This is a genomic window from Ornithinibacillus halophilus (genome assembly GCF_900129485.1).
Taxonomy (GTDB): Bacteria; Bacillota; Bacilli; order Bacillales; family Amphibacillaceae; genus Ornithinibacillus; species Ornithinibacillus halophilus.
In genome coordinates, this window is record NZ_FQVW01000017.1 from 1 (window position 1) to 18,399 (window position 18,399).

Sequence of the window (18,399 nt, forward strand, 5' to 3'; positions counted from 1 at the left end):
CCGCGGGCACGGCCTCAGCCAGGCGACTACTTGAATAAACTTCTTTGCTGCCTTGTACCGAGGAATTGACTTCTTAGACTTTCTAGTAGACGCAGGTACATCTTTTGGGGTCTTCGGACACGTGCTCTTCCCGCAGGACAAGGAAGGCTGCGGCAGCGAAACATCGCATGCAGAAAATGCACATGGAAATGCATTTTCAAGGAGTCGACTGCTATCCGCTCCAATCAAAACCTAATATTGCAATGTGTTAACTGTCGAAAATAGCGGAGGAAATACACGAAGACTCCTGCGGGAGGAAAGGCATAGGTGAGACCCCACAGGGCGATAGCCTGAGGAGGCTCACCAGCCGCCCGCGGAAAGCGAAGTGTATTTCCGTAGCGGTAGGATTTCCACATATCAATAAGTTACTGCGCAGTTTTTTTATTTTGCGTAATAATCAACAATCCTTCAAATAAGTCTTTTCCCTATAAAAACTTCCCGATTGTATTATCAGGGAACAAACCCTCACCTGTTAAAGGTAAGGGTATGCTCCAAAGATATGTCTTTTTAATCGTTCATTATTGGTGGTGCAGTTTCCTCAGGTGTTAATACTCTGTTTAATACAGGTACTGGATAATCCACACCATCTTGTTCCTCTAACGTAATTGCGTATAGAGATTGTAATGCTTGGTGGTCTTCTTCACGGAATGTCATCGTTCCTTTTGGAGTCTCGAAGCTCATTCCTTCCATAACATCTATTAATGTTACTGCAGTGGTATCACCCTCTGTTTTTTCAAGTGCCTCTACGATTGCAATAGCAGCACTCATTCCACCTGGAGTAAATAAATCAGGAACGTCTCCGTCATATCGTGATATATGCTCTTCTACTAGCCAGTCATTTACTTCATTATCTGGTAGAGTATGGTAGTAAACTGTAAAACCTTCCATCCCAACTAAAGGACTCATTGTTGCCAGTGCTGCAATATCAGGAGCACCAGTTGAAATTTTGATACCTTGTTCCTGAACTTGCATATCAACGATTTGGTTCCAAGGTGAATTAGCACCAGACCAAACCACAAATAAATAATCAGGATCTGCTTCAATAACTTTTTGAATGTTTGCCGTGAAATCTGCAGCATTTTGGTCAGCATATTCTTCATGCACAATTTCTGCACCTAGATCTAATGCTGCTTGTTTAAATGCAGCTACCCCATCATGCCCAAAGGAATAATCTGGAGCAAAAGTAGCAATCTTCACACCCTCATCAGCAATAGCTGCGGCTGCTGCAACTGCATCCTGAGAAGAGTTTCTTGCTGTTCTAAAAATATAATCATTGTATTCTGAACCAGTTATACTATCAGCTACTGCAGGTTCAACAATCATGATTCGTTCATATTCTTCTGCTAGTGGAGTTACTGCTAATGTGTCCCCAGAACTAGAGGATCCTATTAGAAAATCAACTTTCTCATCTTCCAATAAAGAAATAGCTTTCTGTCTTGCAACAGTTGCATCTGTTTCCGTATCTTCATAAATTACTTCAATCTTTTTACCTGCAACTTCTCTAGTTCCATCTGTTGCATAATCTAGACCAAGTTCAAACCCTCGTTGTGTTTGCTGACCGTATGCTTCTAACACACCAGTTAATGAAGCAAGGACACCAATTTTTACAGTACCATTTGTATCATCAGCTGCATCATTCGATGAATTGTCGTTGTTATTATTTTCAGACGATGAATTATTGGAATCTCCAGATCCATTATCATTTGATGAATCATCACCACATGCTACTAAAAACATTCCAAGTAGTAACATTAATATTAGTAAACCAATACTACTTTTAAACTTCATATAAAAGTCCCCCTTTAATTTTTAACTTGTCATCATCATAATTGGTCATAGTTACACGGAAGTTACAGAACTAAGAAAAGCGCAGAGCGCTCGGAGCTAGACATCTTTTAATGAAGAAAAAAAGACTATCCCAAATAGAGATAGTCCTACTCAATAGCTATTCAATTCTTCTGATTCCATAATCAAATGATACATTTCTTCAGTCGGAGCCATTGGTTCAACACCCAATTCATTTTCTAATACATGACAGCATTTCTCATACCACCTAATTGCTTGTGGGCGGTTGTTTAAATGATAGTAACTAAACATTAGTAGCCTGTAAGCTTCCTCCCATGTATGGTCAATTGCAATCATTCTCTCACACCATTCAATACAAGTATGGAAATCTTGTATTCTGACAGCCGATTGTGCTAATTTTTCTGCCCCTCGAAGAAAAATTAATTGATAATGCTCTCTTTCCTGCAAACACCATTCTGCCAAACGAAGGTCCTCTAAATAATCCCCTTTATAAAGTTTTAAACCTCTTTCCAATAATTCAATTGCTCTTTTTGGTTCCTTTTCCTCAATCCCCTGATTTATCCATTCTTCGAAATTTTCGGTATCTAATTCGTAGAATGAATCTGGATTTAAACCGTAAGAACTACCTTTTCGTAAAATAAAGAATGATTCTTCTCTAGCTTTTCGCTTTGGTTCTAAAGCCTTTAATAGTGCATTAAAGGTTACTTTGAAATTCTTATTCGCAGCTTCCTCATCTTGATCCGGCCACAGATACTGAAAGATTTGCTCTTTTGCCAACCATTTTTTTCGATTGGTAATAAACAGTTCAAATAATTCCTTTGCCTTTTCTCGTTGCCAATCCTTAGACTCGATAGGTTTACTTCCAATCCAGACACGCAAATGGCCCAAGGTATGAACTTTTAATGTGTAGCCTGGATGATTCTTTAGTGTTTCATCTAAATTAAGCTCTAAAGAATATTTCGTTACTAATTGAGGCAAAATCTCTAACTGTTTTGCCTTTAGTAAAAGTGGTGCGATATTTTGCATATCTTTTGGACCGAAAGTCGTTTGTTTTTTTAAAAAGAATTCATATCCTTCTGTATTCATTGATTGTAAAAATAAAGTCATTTCCGTTTTAAAAATATGTTCATCCTCTTGTGTTTCATGAGCAATATATGCTCTCCAAAAGGCTGCGACCATTAATCCGTATCGATCTCCACATTCGAGAAAGTTTTGCTTAACTTCTTCAATGTACTGTAATGCTTTATCAAATTTCCGATTATGAACTGCTGTTAATGTCATTCCCAGGATAATTAATGAACTTAGCCATTTGTCCTTTACTTTTTCCGTTTCATTTAATCCTTTTTGCGCAGTTTCAACTGCACGCTCATATTCAGAACGATTCCCAAACAGAATGGCTAGACCCATGTATGGTTCTGCCTTCCCTCTCGAAACATTGATTTTTTCCATGATTTCTAAAGATGTACGATAGCACTTTTCAGCTAACTTCCCATCATATTGGTCTAGTAACTGAACGGCATGTCCCATCCTCATCCAACCACATGCTTCAACAAATGGAGATTTTATCGAAAGACCTAACTGAATTCCTTCCGAAGCTAATTTTTTACTTTCTTCGGCTTCTCCCATAAATGCAGTAATAATGGATAAAAGTAGATCCGTTTCACGATGGGACTGTGGCAAATGCTTTCCAGACATATAATTAGAATTCGCTTTTCTTTCCAATAAAATTTCTTTTGCCTTTCTAAGCTTTCCCGTTCTTAAATAGATCCGTGCCTGTAAGTTTCCATCTTCCAACGGGAGGTCTAACTCTTTCGCTCGATCAAACCAAGCTTCTGCTTTCCCTGCTTGACCTAAATTCAGTAAGTTCTCTGCCATTAAATGATATAATTGAGCCATCTCTTCTTTACTTGCATTGGCTCTTTCTCTCATATGGATGGCTTGTTTTACAAATCGTTCTGCCCGATCTGGCTGAATCGTGTCCAAGTAAATTCGAGCCTTCCCTTCAAAAGCGAGTCCAATTAAGAAATAATGTTCATGGTCATATTCAGGAACACTGCTAATTATCCTATCGTAACTTTTCTCAGCTTTTTCGTATAAAGACCGATACCTTTCAATTTCTCCTTGGTAATAATAAAGCACAGGATATACTTGTTTGCTTTCACTTGGCAGCTTCAATAATAAATCATACAAACTTTGTAATCTTCCAGTTTGTAGCATTACTTCTCCATAGTCTTTTAAAATACTAGCTACTTTTTGATATTTGGTTATTCGTTCATAATGATACAGCGCTGTTTCAATATTACCTCTTCGCTCGTAAAAATGCCCTGCACGATTATTCAAGGACTCAAATTCTGCTTTATATCTAGTACGCAACTGATTCTCTAGAAAAACTTTAAACAAGGAATGGTACCGATAGGCATTCCTTTCTCCTTCTGATACAAATAAGTTTTGTTCTAGTAGCCCTTGTAAAATCTCCTCAGATCCCTGTATTTGTAAAATATAATCACAATCTTTTGGCGTTAAAACTTCCAACACACTAGACTGAAGCAAAAATTGCTGAATGATTAACGACTGCTTATTTAACACCTCAGAAGCTAAATAATCAAATAAATCCTCTAATGTATTTTGGCGATTTTGTAAAATTTCACTAATCGCCTCTTTATCTTTAATTTGTTGAATGAGCATATTAAACGCAATTGCCCAACCTTCCGTTAATTGATATATTTTCGTTAATTCTTCTTCACTTAAGCTAATTTCTAGAACATCTTCTACTATGTAGTCCATCTCACTTGGTGAAAGAATTAAATCTTCTTGAGAGATTTCATACAATTCCCCTTTCACCTTTAAAATAGGAATAATATCCCACTTGGGTTTATTTCTACTAGATAGGACGATATGCAAGTTAGCTGGAATATGTTCTAGAATAAAAAGGATCCATTTTTCGATCTCATAGGAGCTTTTCACATGATGAAAATCGTCTATGATTAAATATACTTCTTCCTGCAAGTCCAAAATTTCATTAACGAAAGCAGTTGCAAGAGAGTATACTTTTTCTGTATCAACATAAGTAGTTATACTTGCCAATTCCTTTTGAATAGAATGTCCAAAAGAAGGATGGACACTTTTTATCGAATGCGTTAATTTGGTTAAGAAAGGAACAATGTCATCATCGTTAGGAGATATGGAATACCAACACGCATTGATATTGCTATCATGTACATATAAAGCCAGTGCAGTACTTTTTCCGTACCCTGCACCTGCATAAAGAAGGATTAATGGATAATCAGGTACACTACTTAATTTTTGGTTTACCTGTCCACGTCTAATAAATCGTTCTCTTATTGGTGGAGGATTAAGCTGGCTATGTATAATTGGAATCTCCTTCATATACGACACCCTTTCTAAATGTCTTAATCTTCTATCATTTTAACACACCAATATAGAATTGTATTTACATACTGATACTTTTTCTAAATTATGATATAGTTTCTAAATATATATTCTATAATTTTTACATTTATGAAATCGTTCCATATTAGATTCATAGGAGGAGAACAACTTGTCTACTTTAAATAAAGCAATTTTTGCAGGTGGATGTTTTTGGTGTATGGTAAAGCCCTTTGACCAGTGGGATGGAATTCATAGCGTGGTTTCTGGTTATACTGGTGGCCATTTGGAAAATCCAACCTATCAGGATGTAAAAACTGGGAAAACAGGACACTATGAAGCAGTTGAAATTACTTTTGACCCTGCCATTATATCGTATCAAGAAATATTAGAAGTGTACTGGCGACAAATTGATCCAACGGACGCTGGTGGACAATTCCATGATCGTGGGGAACAATATCGAACAGCTATTTTTTATTACGATGAAGAACAAAAATTACAGGCTGAAAACTCAAAGAAGGATTTAGCTCAAAGTGGAAAGTTCAATAAGCCAATTGTCACGGAGATCTTACCTGTAGCAACCTTTTATCCAGCTGAAGATTACCATCAAGATTTTTATAAGAAAAATGAAGAAGAATATATTGAAGATCGTGCAAAGTCTGGTCGTGATGAGTTTTTACAGGAAAACTGGAAGTAACAAAAAATTTCCATCCTTCATTCAGTGATGGATGAAGGATGAATGAATTAGTCAGTAAATTGCTGTATAGCTTCCCTAATATTATTTTCAGTTATTTTCCAATGAGATGTATTCCATACAATACTCTGTTTGTCGATGAGAAGAAGTTGTGGTGACTTATGTGGAATAGTTGTATCACTAGCTACCTTATTTGATAATTTCCTACTTTCAATAACCTTTACCATATAGCAATCTATAGGATGATTCTCTTTCTTTTGAAAAGCCAACACTTGTTTTAAAGCCCTAGCACTAATCATACAGGATGTACTATGCTTGAAGAGCAATACTGGGGTTTCAAATGAACGCTCCCATACGTCATACCAGTCCATATCGTTTGTTAGTTCTTTCATATTTTCCACTTGCATTCCTCCCTATTTACTTGTTCTGACGAGAATCTAAGGTAATTCCTACAATAGTTCCTATCGCAATACCTATTGCAAGGCTTGTGGCCATTTGATTAATTGCTACTCCTATACTGGTGCCGATTGCTACACCAAGTGCAATACCTAACCCAAGAAACTTCGATTTTCTCATATTTTCCCTCTCCATTTATCAAATTTGAACGTACTAAACATGACTCTTACTTTATATACGGTACAATACAGCAATTGATTCATAATATTTCTCCATTACAAGCCTAATTTATTATTTCACAAAAAGTTGGCGTCCTGTTATTTTGTTTTCAACCTTTAAGTAGTATAATTACCACTAGACTATTTAATTGATTAGGAGAGTACATCTTGGAGAATAACGAATCTTTAGTTCCATTAAAAATGCTATTATTTTGTTTTCATGCATCCAACACGATTATCCTCAGCTTTCTTCCCTTATATTTGAGGTACAAAGGCTTAGAAGGAACAGAAATTGGCTACGTTCTAGCAATAGGACCATTAGCAACCATCTTTGCACAGCCTTTTTGGGGATATTTAAGTGATAAATATAAAACCGTTAAGAAAATATTAATCATTTGTATTTTTGGATTACTTATTGGAAGTACAATCTTCTTCCAAATGAACACATTACCGACCATCCTTATGATGGGAGCCGTTTTTTATTTCTTTACAACACCGATAGGGGCTCTGGGAGATAGTCTAGCGCAGCGTCGTGCTGACGAATTACAAGTATCTTTTGGAAATATTAGAACTTGGGGCTCTATCGGGTTTGCAGTATCCAGTCTGACCATAGGAACACTACTAACAGACAGAGTTGAATTTATGATCTATCCATATTTATTTTTTGGATTTCTTGCCTTAATTGTTGCCTTTCGTCTGAAGGATGTGAAGGTTGAATCCGACCCTGTACGAATAAAGGATGTTGGAAAATTAGTACGGAATAAACCTTTTATCATCTTTTTATTCTTAATCTTATTCCTCACGATAGGCCATCGTACAAGTGATAGTTACATTGGGTTATACATTGAACAGCTTGGTGGAAATGAATTTTTAGTCGGATTATCTTGGTTTATCGGCGTGGCAAGTGAAGCAATTATCTTCTTCTTTGCTGGCTATTGGTTTAGAAAACTACATCCATTGATATTCGTCATTATCGCTGGGGGATTATATACGATTCGTTGGTTCCTTTACGCTTATGCGACAGATCCTGTTCATGTGATTGCCTTACAATTTCTACACGGATTAACCTTTGGTGTATTTTATTTAGCAGCATTTGATTATGTTACTAGACTGATTCCTAAACTATTACAGTCAACTGGACATCTTGTCTTCTTTTCCGTTTTCTTCGGTGTCTCAGGCATCATCGGTTCACTAACTGGTGGAGCTATAATTGATACACTTGGTGGCGGAACCTTATACTTTATTATGGGATGTTTAGCATTAATTGGAACAATATTAATGACTGTTTATCATGTATTGCCATTTGGAAAAAAAGAAGTAGAAAGAGCAGTATAACAAACATACTAATACAAAAAAATTTCTGATATATCAAATCCGAACAATATTGTTCAGATTTTGTTTAGATTGTGAAAAATCCTAGTATTGGTGTAATTTCTACCGTTACGGAAATACACCTCGCTTTCCGCGGGCGGCTGGTGAGCCTCCTCGAGTCCTATGCTCGTTGCTCTCCGGGGTCTCACCTATGCCTCTGCTCCCGCAGGACAAGTAATACTACGGTAGCATAAACATCGCACGAAGGAAATTGTTCTTCATTTCCGAGGAGTCTACGTGTAATTCCTTCACTAGTTTTAGTATCACTGTCAATAAATAAAATTATAACTTTGAATTCTATTAACTAAAAGTGATAACCAACCCTCTAGAAACCAAGTATTGTTCAAATTCATTTGTCTTTAGAGCAATTATAATTAGTTTTTAAACAGCCTTATTTGATATCTCAATTCTTATATGTAAATTAAAAAGCGAAATCAACATGTGGTTGATTTCGCTTTTCTTATAATTAGCTCAAGAATATAAAGTATGCTAAGAACACAAAGAACAGTCCATACATAATTGGGTGAATTTCTTTTGTGCGCCCTTTTAGTAGCATTGTAATTGGATAGAAGATAAAGCCTATCGCAATACCTGTTGCAATACTATAAGTCAATGGCATCATCAATACGGTTAGGAAAGCAGGAACTGCAATTTCGAATTCATTCCAATCAATATCTTTTAAAGCAGAAGCCATCATCACACCAACAATAATCAATGCAGGTGCTGTCACTTCAGAAATAACTACACTTAATAATGGGGAGAAGAACAAGGCTAATAAGAAGAACCCTGCAGTTACTACTGCTGTAAAACCAGAACGTCCTCCGACACCTACTCCCGCAGTTGACTCTACATATGATGTAGTTGTTGACGTACCAACTGACGCCCCAACAACAGTTGCAGCAGAGTCTGCAAATAATGCTTTACCAGCACGTGGTAATTTATTATTTTTAACTAGGCCTGCTTGTGAAGCAACTGCCACTAGAGTTCCAGCAGTATCAAAAAAGTCTACAAACAGGAATGTTAAAATAACAACTAACATATCCAATGTAAAGATATCCCCAAAATGAGCAAACGCTTGACCAAACGTTGGAGCTACACTTGGAACACTCCCAACAATACCGTTAAACTCTGATAACCCAAAGATTAGACCAACAACAGCTGTAATTACCATACCATAGAAAATACCAGCTTTTATACCTAACGTTAAAAGAACAACTGAAACTACTAAACCAAAAATAGCAAGCAATACCCCTGGTGAAGCTAAATCACCAATTGCAATTAGAGTAGCCTCATCACCTACTACAATGCCTGCACTTTGTAATCCAACAAATGCAATAAATAAACCGATACCAGCACCAACAGCTTTTTTCAATTGTGCTGGGATAGCATTAATAATTTTTTCACGAAGTCCTGATAATGTTAAAACGATAAAAATAAGTCCTGAAGCTAATACTCCCGCCAATGCCGTTTCCCAGCGAATATCCATTCCAATAACTACTGAAAATGCAAAGAAAGCATTTAATCCCATACCTGGTGCTAACGCGATTGGATATTTCGCAATTAATCCCATAAATAATGTACCTACCGCAGCAGCAATTGCCGTTGCTGTAAATACTGCACCTTGATCCATATCAGCTTTACTTAGTATATCTGGATTAACGAATAAGATATATGCCATTGCTAAGAATGTTGTTAAACCAGCAGTGAATTCTGTACGAAAATTAGTTCCTAACTCTTCAAATTGAAAATACTTTTTCATGTTGCTTCCTCCTTGAAATTTGTTATAAAAATAATAAAAGCACTCTTGTCCCCAAGAGTGCTACCAGTACTATGCAAGAAGGAGTAAGCAAGAGATACCAAATATAATAAAATAATAAAGTTCTCTAATCATTACTCAATCTGCGTAGTCAGACCATTTACGGTAGTCTGGTAGAAACTTTGGGCCGTATTCCCTAAATTATACGCAAAAATATTAAATTAATAATTTCTAATGCTATATTACTATTTTAATAGATAGAAGTCAACATAAAAACGAACATTTTTTTGAAAATAATATTTAATGTTCGGTTTTACGATTACTCCCATTCGATTGTTGCGGGTGGCTTGCTCGTAATGTCATAAACAACACGGTTAATATGAGCAACATCATTAACAATACGTGTGGACACCTTCTCCAAAACATCCCAAGGAATTCTTGCCCAATCAGAAGTCATTCCATCAATTGATGTCACTGCACGTATTCCAATCGTATAATCATAAGTCCGTGCATCTCCCATAACACCAACACTACGAATATTAGGAAGCACCGTAAAGTATTGCCAAATATCACGGTCTAGTCCTGCTGCAGCAATTTCTTCCCGTAAAATCGCATCTGATTCACGAACAATTTCTAGTTTTTCTTCTGTCACTTCACCCAATACGCGAATAGCTAAACCAGGGCCTGGGAATGGTTGACGCCAAACAATACGATCTGGAAGTCCTAGTTGTGTCCCTAGTTCGCGAACTTCATCTTTAAACAACGTGTTTAATGGTTCTATTAATTCAAATTGCATATCTTCAGGAAGACCACCAACATTATGGTGTGACTTAATCGTTTGAGCTGTTTCCGTACCACTTTCAATAATATCTGTATACAAAGTACCTTGCGCTAGAAAATCAATATCTTTGAGTTTGGCTGCCTCATCATCAAATACATAGATAAATTCATTTCCGATAATTTTACGTTTCTTTTCTGGGTCATCCACACCTTTTAGTTTAGATAAGAACCTATCTTGTGCATCAACTTTGATAATATTCATTTGGAAGTCATCAGCAAAAACTTTCATTACGTCATCAGCTTCATTCTTACGTAACAATCCATGATCGACGAAAATACAAGTTAATTGATCACCAATGGCTTTGTGGATTAAAGCTGCAACTACAGATGAGTCAACCCCACCACTTAATGCACATAATACTTTCCTATCTCCAACTTTGGCTTTAATATTTTCTACTTCCATATCAATGAAGTTTTCGATTGTCCATTCATCGCGACATTGACACACTTCAAATACAAATTGCTTAAGTACATGGTTTCCATACTCTGAATGACGAACTTCTGGATGAAATTGAACGCCATACATTTTTTCTTCTACATTAGTCATGGCAGCAATTGGTGTTGATGGACTTGTTGCATCTACATGAAATGATTCTGGTGCTTCTACAACTTTATCTCCATGGCTCATCCAAACCGCTTGGTTATCAGGAGTACCATCGAATAGCACTGGATTATCTTTTACATCAATGATTGCTTTTCCGTATTCACGATTATTTGCTTTTTCAACTTTCCCGCCATAATGAAGAGCCATTAATTGCATTCCATAACAAATTCCTAGTACTGGAATTCCTAAATTAAAAATCTCCTCATCTGGTCGAAAACTGTTCTCATCATACACACTATGAGGGCCACCTGATAATATGATCCCTTTAGGTTTCATTGCTTTTATTTCTTCTATAGAGATTTTATGAGAATGTAGCTCACTATATACACCAAATTCTCTAATTCTTCTTGTAATCAATTGATTGTATTGGCTACCAAAATCTAGTACTAGAATTATTTCTCCGTTGTTCATATGTTTAGCTCCTTAACGATAAATTTTTACGTACCTCTGATACCATTAATACACTTCCCCTAATCATTCTAATAATCTAAAAAAACCTGAATCTCCACCTATAAAAAGGCAGAAATTCAGGTTTTATAATAAAAACCACGAATTCATGCCTTCATAGTCAGGACATTTACGGTGTCCCGGTAGAAACTTTCGAACCATATTATCGAGGATATACGAAGTGCAACTATTTAATTCAGAGATGTGTAGCATCAATCAAACTCTTGCTTTTCTTTGTAAAGTTAAACCTATTTTACTAGTATCAATTTATATGGTCAACCCAATATCTTTTTGATTAAATTTTTCCATAAATCTTTCACTTCTGAAAGTCTGAGGTGATTGAAATCGTTCTTATAAATTATCTTTTCATATTCGCTTGTTAAGGTTGCCATTGAATCTGTTCGATACCATGTATCCACTCGTTGTGCATATTCACGGAGAGTTTGGTTTGGCTCCTTAGAGAATCCTTTTTTACCTAATAGTTTAAGCATAAAATGATAAGCATCTTGATAAGTTTCTGCATCTTGTTTTTTCTCTAATTTATTCATCAGCCAGTACATTCTAACTTGGAACCTAAATTTAAACAGGACGAATAGAATTGCTAATAAAATTGCTCCAAAAATGACATAATGCCACCAACTCAGTTGAAAGGCGATACCTCCACCACTACTTCCATCACCATTTGGATTCATTGCTTCCACAGAATCTTCTTCATCCTCTGGTGTAAGTGGATCTGGTTCTTCTTCTAATTCAGGTTGTTCTAATTCAGGAGGTTCAGGAGCATCTAAAAAGTCATCATCGTTATCAGAATCATAATCAGTATAGAAGTCGGACAGATTGCTAAAACCTTTAGTCGGTTCAAATGGTACCCAACCAATATCCTCAAAATACACTTCCACCCATGAATGAGCATTAGCATTGGTTACTTCGTACACATCGTAAGAAGTATCTCCCTCGACAAAATCAGTTACCTTTTCGCCACTCGTAAAACCCTTTACCCATCTAGAGGGAATATCTAGTGTACGAAGCATGACGACCATAGAGGTAGAAAAATTATCACAATACCCAACTTTAGAATCAAACAGGAATTGGTCCACATAGTCTTCATCAGCACCTGGAACTGGAACTTCAGTGGTTTGGTACTCAAAGCCATTTCTACTAAAATAGCCTTCAATAGCAGTAACCTTGTCATATTGATTGCTATAACCATCTGTAAGTTCATGTGCTAAATCTTTAACTCTTTCGGGTAACGATGACGGCAATTGCGTATATCGTTCCACTAATTCTTGTGATTCAAATTCCCTTTGTGCTCTTAATGAATTACGGGAATAAGATGGATAATCATATAAGACACTATACACCGGTATTGTAGCTTCTTCATTCCCCAGTTGTGTAATGATTTCACCGTTTTCTTCATTTAAAAGAAGATCCACATCTAAAGGATTTTGTTGTAGGTCATAAAACTCTTCTGCTTTCTTAATACCATATGGATACAGGAGTTTTGGAATGTCCACATCTTCCTCGAATTTAATAGTTGCATCTAGGCGAGTTGTCTCGATTTCATCACTATTTTCACCATAATTTATAAAGCCATTTTGCTGTGCTACATAACCTGAATCATCTGACTTAACCCAACCTTTTCCGGTATACGTATCTTTGGATTCGATTCTCCAATAATGTTCTTCTTTAGATACTGCTTGAAAAACGGGAGAATAATCTTGAACAAATGAACCACCCAACCTTGTATCGTCTTCTCCATATCCAACTTTTTGTACGACTCCTCCAGGCCCATTCCCAGTTACTCCTTGAATAAACGGCACTGGATCCGGCCACTTCGGGTCTAATTTAGGAGCCGCATAGCCAATTACAGCTGAAAATAATACGATAGAAATAAGTGGCACGATCCAAATCGGATTTTTTTTCGTCCAGGAAAAACGAATCCCTTCCAATTGTACCTCTTTGAAAAAATTAGTCATTCCAAGTGCAAGAAACGAAAGAATAAATGTCCTGATAATTGGAAATGTAGAATCATAGATTGTAAATGTGTCCAATACAGTTAAATAAACAAACGTTAGAACAACAAAAATAAAAATTCTCTTCATTAAGACAAACCAATAATGGATGAGATAACTCATTAACCATATAATGATGAGAAAGAGGATGCTTCGGAACATTCCGGTTAAATCTTGCCATTGCATTGAAAATACCAACTGAAGATTATAGCTTATATGAGTAAATAGCTCACTAAACCAAATCTTACTAAACAAACTATATTCTGAATACAATCCATTTATAATAAATAAAATCCCAAAGCCTTTTAATAGGAAAGAAATGGACCAATGAACTTGAAGAATCGTAATAATAAAACAAAACAAAGTAAATATAATAAATACATTTAAATTACTAGTATCTGTTACTTCCTTGACAGGATATAACCATTCTAAAAATAAAAAGAGTCCTAGAATATACAGAATTGAGGTAAATAGTATTGGTATTTTGTTTGTATTGACTTTACTCACAACGTCTTCACCTCAATTGGGTTAGTTACTAATTCGTCTTCAGTAAGAATTGTTACTCCAATGCCCTCATTCCTTAATTGTCTAAGAATTTTATGTTCCGATTCAGAGATAGCATTCTTTGATTGGGCATAGACAACAGAAGCTCGTTTTTTACGATATTTGATTTTTTGTACCGTATCTTTAAGTGCATCATCCATATGACTAGTTACTATAATGACATAAAAGCTATTTGTTATTTTAAGCATTTCTTCTTTTAACTTTTTGGCAAACGAGTTTGTCCTCGCTGGCTCAACTGATGTTAAATGTTTTCGAATTCCTTCATGTTTCGTAGGATCATGTTGTACTGGAAAGAAAGTATTTGTCTCTCCGATGGATAAGAATCCTACTTGAGAAGCTTGTTTACGAATGGTTTCCATTAGAGAAAGGCTAACTTCAACTGTAGCCTCAAACGCTAATGGATTTAATCCATCATGAAAACAGCCATCTAACACAATTAATGTGTCTGTGCTTTTTTCTTGTTCAAATTCTTTAGTCATGACATCGTTTTTCTTTGCTGTTTGTTTCCAGTCGATCCACGAAAATCGATCGCCAGGCATATATTCTCTTATCCCTGTAGCTACATTTGTATTTTTTAAGTTGAATGTCTGAGCGGTAACAGAACCTTGTTCAAAGCTTGTAATTTTTTCCGACAAGTGAATGTTTCGTTCGTTCGGATAAGCAATAATTTCACTTGTAACTGGGAATACATGTTGTTTTTTTATCATTCCAAATACATCACCAGTACGGATGCGAACAGCATGAATTGCATGTTCCCCCCTTGGAACTTGCTCTAGTCGGTAGCTCAACTCGATACGTCTTTTAAACCAAGGAAAAATCATTTTCTTTATTTTACGGTTATTAAACAACTTATTAGGTTGTTCTAAATATCGATATTTTTCCTGACGACTATCCACTCTGTTTAATGTCTGCGAAATGAACTCTTCACAGATACAATAATATAGTGGAAACGGAATCTTTCTTTCAATTATAATTTTCACGGAAACAGTGTCACCAGCTCGTACGACATGTTTCGTGAGTTTTCTACTAACCTTCCAATTTTTAACCGGATAAAAAAGAAGCCCAATATGATAGAGAAAGATTGGTAAAAAACCAAAAAATAGAAACCAACTAACAAACCCACCTTGAAACATTGCATAAGAAAAAAGAATACCAAATAAGGTTACAATAAAGACAAAATTACCGATGAAACGAAATGTTCCTTTCATTAACGAAATTCCTTTCGAATCGGAATAAAGGTATATTTAATAACATCCTCTATAATTTCATGACTTGTTTTCCCTTCATATTTTGCCTCTGAATTCAAGATGATTCGGTGTGAAAGTACAAATGGAGCTAAGTATTTCACATCATCAGGCAAAACATAATCGCGTCCTTTAATGTAGGCGTATGCTTTCGATGCTTTCATTAATGCAATGGAACCACGGGGACTGACACCTAGGAAAATAGAATCATGGCTTCTTGTCTCTCTTACTAAATTCACGATATATTGTTGAACATTCTTGTCAATATATATGTCTTTAACACCTTTTTGGATTTCAATTAATTCTTCTTTCGTCATAACTGGCTCAATCGATTCAATTGGATGGTTTTTAGAAGTACGTTCTAACATTTCCAATTCATCATCCATTGAAGGGTATCCCATTGATAATTTTAAAATAAACCGATCTAGCTGAGCTTCTGGTAATGGATATGTTCCTTCATATTCAATTGGGTTTTGTGTTGCCATAACAAAGAAAGGTTTTTGGAGTTGAATGGTATTGCCATCAACCGTTACACTGTGCTCCTCCATTCCTTCTAATAATGAAGACTGTGTCTTTGGAGAGGTACGGTTAATTTCATCAGCAAGTACAATATTTCCTAAAATTGGCCCTCCACGAAACTCAAACTCTAATTCTTTTGGATTATAAATAGAGATTCCTGTTACATCGGATGGTAATAAATCTGGTGTAAACTGAATTCGTTTAAAATCACAATCCAATGATTTAGCCAGGGTACGAACGAGCATAGTTTTTCCAACACCAGGTACATCCTCTAATAGTACATGGCCCTCTGCTAACAGGGCTACTAGACTTAACGTTGCTACATCTTCTTTACCGATCATAACCTTATTAATATTTTCTAGAACTTTTTCAATTTTATTGCTTTGAATTGCAGTCTCCTGTACCATAATTTCTCTCCTTATAAATTCATATATATATACTCCAACTATACTAAAAACTATTACTTAAGTAAAAGGATACTTAATATACATTATTTTCAGATAACTATATTTTATACAAAAAAATAGCTTCCTATCTATTATTATACAAAATAATTAACTGCTCGTTTATGGTAAATGATGTATGTGGGTTGAAAGTTCTGTAAATTATTAGGATATAAGAAATGTGGTTAAATAAAAATCCGAACTAATTCAAATTCTACGAGAGAATTTGAATTGTCCGGATTTTGGCATTAATTATTATATAGAATTGGTCCATTTGGTCCTAATTCAATTGGCCCAAATTCGATTGGACCTAATTCAATTGGTGCAGTCCCAAGCAACATCCATATCACTAACATTAACGTCCAACCAACTAAGAAGAAAACGGAATATGGAATCATAGTCGAAACTAATGTACCGATTCCCATTTTCTTATCATATTTCTGAGCAAATGCAATAATGATGGCGAAATATGTCATTAATGGTGAAATGATGTTCGTTGATGAATCCGCAATACGATATGCCATTTGTGTTAACTCTGGAGAATACCCGAGATTCATCATTATTGGGACGAATACTGGTGCCATCATTGCCCATTTTGCAGATGCACTACCAATAAAGATATTAATGAATGCAGCAATTGCAATAAACAATAGTACTAAAGGAATTCCATCTAGATTAATACTGTTTAAGAATTCAGCTCCATAAACCCCTAATACTAATCCTAAGTTTGACTCATTGAAGTAGGCAACAAACTGTCCAGCTGTGAATGCTAGAACAATAAACATTCCCATTGACGCCATAGTATCTGTAAGTCTTGCGGCTACATCTTTGTCATTACGTATATCCTTTGTAATTTTCCCGTAAACATAACCCGGGATAAAGAATAGAAGTGCAATGATTGGAACTAATGAAGACATGAATGGTGATTCAATAATTGGTCTTTCACCAGTACCTCGCATTGGAGCATTTTCAGGTAAAACTAATAGTGAAACAAGAATGCCTGCAATTAGTAGTGCAATTCCAGACCATACAAGTCCTTTTTTCTCAGTTGCAGTTAATTTTTCTAACTTCTCACGATAATCCCCTTTATATTCACCTAAACGTGGTTCAACAACACGTTCCGTTACCCATGCACCGATGAATGTAAGAACAAAAGTCGATACAATAATAAACCAATAGTTCATTGCTATGTTCATATTGTCTGCATAGGCAGGATCAATAATACTCGCACCAGCAATGGTTAATTCACCAAGCAACGCATCTGTACCTGATAAGAATAAGTTTGCACTAAATCCACCTGATACACCAGCAAACGCTGCTGCTAAACCAGCAAGCGGATGACGTCCAATCGCTGCAAATAATAATGCACCTAATGGAGGTAACACAACATAACCTGCGTCTGATGCAACGCTGGACATAATCCCAGCAAATACTAACCCTAAAGTAATAAATCTTTTAGGTACACTAAGTACAAAACCACGTAATAATGCACTAATTAATCCCGTACGTTCTGCTAACCCAATACCAAGCATTGTTAAAAGCACCACCCCAAGTGGTGCAAAGCCTATGAAATTATCAGTCATACTCTCAAAAATATATTGAATTCCTTCTGCATTTAGAAGGTTCTTAACCTCGACGATTTCTCCTTCTTTACCAGGATGCTCTACACTTACTCCTAAGGAAGAAACAATCGCTGATACTACCAATACTAGCAATGCTAATATTGCAAATAATGTTACAGGGTGTGGTAACTTATTCCCAACTAATTCAACGATGTCTAGAAAACGTTGAAATAACCCTTTACGTTTTTGGTTCCCCATTATAATATGCTCCTTCCTTCTAGTTGAATTGAATAACCAATAGTAATATTCAGAAAAATATAGTTCATAAATAGTGCAGTGTTTATTATATACATCATTACATATTATTAAAATAGGAAATCGATAAGTAAAAATAGTAAAATAGTTACCAATTTTTCATCATGGGATAATATTAATATAGAGTGAATTTTTACCACTAGTGCTTTCAAAATTTTCTAGATACTTTCTTTTGAAACCAA

At 35.8% G+C, this 18,399-nt stretch carries 12 protein-coding genes and 2 riboswitches; of the genes, 2 read left to right on the top strand and 10 right to left on the bottom strand.

What is annotated here, in order from left to right; all coding sequences use genetic code 11:
• Positions 1-546: 546 nt before the first annotated feature.
• On the bottom strand, positions 547-1,827 hold the full coding sequence (locus tag BUB12_RS08650; protein WP_072890069.1) for a substrate-binding domain-containing protein: 1,281 nt from the start codon (positions 1,825-1,827) through the stop codon (positions 547-549).
• 150 nt (positions 1,828-1,977) lie between these two features.
• Positions 1,978-5,232 carry a BTAD domain-containing putative transcriptional regulator gene (locus BUB12_RS08655; RefSeq protein ID WP_084063276.1) on the bottom strand — a complete coding sequence of 1,085 codons (3,255 nt, stop codon included), beginning with the start codon at positions 5,230-5,232 and terminating at the stop codon, positions 1,978-1,980.
• 172 nt (positions 5,233-5,404) lie between these two features.
• On the opposite strand from BUB12_RS08655, the gene msrA reads away from it, so the two are divergent.
• Entirely contained in the window at positions 5,405-5,929 is a 525-nt protein-coding gene (gene msrA, locus BUB12_RS08660) for a peptide-methionine (S)-S-oxide reductase MsrA (protein WP_072890071.1), read from the top strand.
• A gap of 47 nt (positions 5,930-5,976) precedes the next feature.
• Here msrA and ytxJ read toward each other — a convergent pair whose 3' ends face one another.
• Positions 5,977-6,333 (bottom strand): bacillithiol system redox-active protein YtxJ, encoded by a 357-nt coding sequence (ytxJ, locus tag BUB12_RS08665; RefSeq protein WP_084063277.1) that lies wholly within the window; start codon positions 6,331-6,333, stop codon positions 5,977-5,979.
• A 10-nt stretch (positions 6,334-6,343) separates the two neighbouring features.
• Positions 6,344-6,502, bottom strand: coding sequence for a glycine zipper domain-containing protein (locus tag BUB12_RS17835; RefSeq protein ID WP_200801041.1), 159 nt, complete (start codon positions 6,500-6,502; stop codon positions 6,344-6,346).
• Positions 6,503-6,708: 206 nt separating this feature from the next.
• On the opposite strand from BUB12_RS17835, the gene BUB12_RS08670 reads away from it, so the two are divergent.
• Positions 6,709-7,875 (top strand): MFS transporter, encoded by a 1,167-nt coding sequence (locus BUB12_RS08670; RefSeq protein ID WP_143155616.1) that lies wholly within the window; start codon positions 6,709-6,711, stop codon positions 7,873-7,875.
• Between the two features lie 502 nt (positions 7,876-8,377).
• Here the strand turns inward: BUB12_RS08670 and BUB12_RS08675 are convergent.
• From BUB12_RS08675 to BUB12_RS08700, 6 genes are all read right to left on the bottom strand, one after another.
• Positions 8,378-9,670 carry an NCS2 family permease gene (locus tag BUB12_RS08675; RefSeq protein WP_072890073.1) on the bottom strand — a complete coding sequence of 431 codons (1,293 nt, stop codon included), beginning with the start codon at positions 9,668-9,670 and terminating at the stop codon, positions 8,378-8,380.
• Between the two features lie 125 nt (positions 9,671-9,795).
• A riboswitch (purine riboswitch) is annotated at positions 9,796-9,896 on the bottom strand.
• 90 nt (positions 9,897-9,986) lie between these two features.
• Complete coding sequence (guaA, locus tag BUB12_RS08680; RefSeq protein WP_072890075.1) at positions 9,987-11,522, bottom strand: glutamine-hydrolyzing GMP synthase; 1,536 nt, start codon at positions 11,520-11,522, stop codon at positions 9,987-9,989.
• 134 nt (positions 11,523-11,656) lie between these two features.
• Positions 11,657-11,758: riboswitch (purine riboswitch) on the bottom strand.
• Between the two features lie 75 nt (positions 11,759-11,833).
• Complete coding sequence (locus BUB12_RS08685; RefSeq protein WP_072890077.1) at positions 11,834-14,077, bottom strand: DUF4129 domain-containing transglutaminase family protein; 2,244 nt, start codon at positions 14,075-14,077, stop codon at positions 11,834-11,836.
• Positions 14,074-15,342 carry a DUF58 domain-containing protein gene (locus BUB12_RS08690; protein WP_072890079.1) on the bottom strand — a complete coding sequence of 423 codons (1,269 nt, stop codon included), beginning with the start codon at positions 15,340-15,342 and terminating at the stop codon, positions 14,074-14,076. The genes BUB12_RS08685 and BUB12_RS08690 overlap by 4 nt, the downstream gene beginning before the upstream one ends.
• Complete coding sequence (locus BUB12_RS08695; RefSeq protein WP_072890081.1) at positions 15,342-16,304, bottom strand: AAA family ATPase; 963 nt, start codon at positions 16,302-16,304, stop codon at positions 15,342-15,344. The genes BUB12_RS08690 and BUB12_RS08695 overlap by 1 nt, the downstream gene beginning before the upstream one ends.
• 284 nt (positions 16,305-16,588) lie before the next feature.
• Complete coding sequence (locus BUB12_RS08700) at positions 16,589-18,160, bottom strand: AbgT family transporter (protein WP_072890083.1); 1,572 nt, start codon at positions 18,158-18,160, stop codon at positions 16,589-16,591.
• Between the last annotated feature and the right edge of the window lie 239 nt (positions 18,161-18,399).

Bases quoted from the DNA above. Each gene is read 5' to 3' on its own strand.
- BUB12_RS08650 (WP_072890069.1), bottom strand. From the start codon at position 1,827: ATGAAGTTTAAAAGTAGTATTGGTTTACTAATATTAATGTTACTACTT.
- BUB12_RS08655 (WP_084063276.1), bottom strand. From the start codon at position 5,232: ATGAAGGAGATTCCAATTATACATAGCCAGCTTAATCCTCCACCAATA.
- ytxJ (WP_084063277.1), bottom strand. From the start codon at position 6,333: ATGCAAGTGGAAAATATGAAAGAACTAACAAACGATATGGACTGGTAT.
- BUB12_RS17835 (WP_200801041.1), bottom strand. From the start codon at position 6,502: ATGAGAAAATCGAAGTTTCTTGGGTTAGGTATTGCACTTGGTGTAGCA.
- BUB12_RS08675 (WP_072890073.1), bottom strand. From the start codon at position 9,670: ATGAAAAAGTATTTTCAATTTGAAGAGTTAGGAACTAATTTTCGTACA.
- guaA (WP_072890075.1), bottom strand. From the start codon at position 11,522: ATGAACAACGGAGAAATAATTCTAGTACTAGATTTTGGTAGCCAATAC.
- BUB12_RS08690 (WP_072890079.1), bottom strand. From the start codon at position 15,342: ATGAAAGGAACATTTCGTTTCATCGGTAATTTTGTCTTTATTGTAACC.
- BUB12_RS08695 (WP_072890081.1), bottom strand. From the start codon at position 16,304: ATGGTACAGGAGACTGCAATTCAAAGCAATAAAATTGAAAAAGTTCTA.
- BUB12_RS08700 (WP_072890083.1), bottom strand. From the start codon at position 18,160: ATGGGGAACCAAAAACGTAAAGGGTTATTTCAACGTTTTCTAGACATC.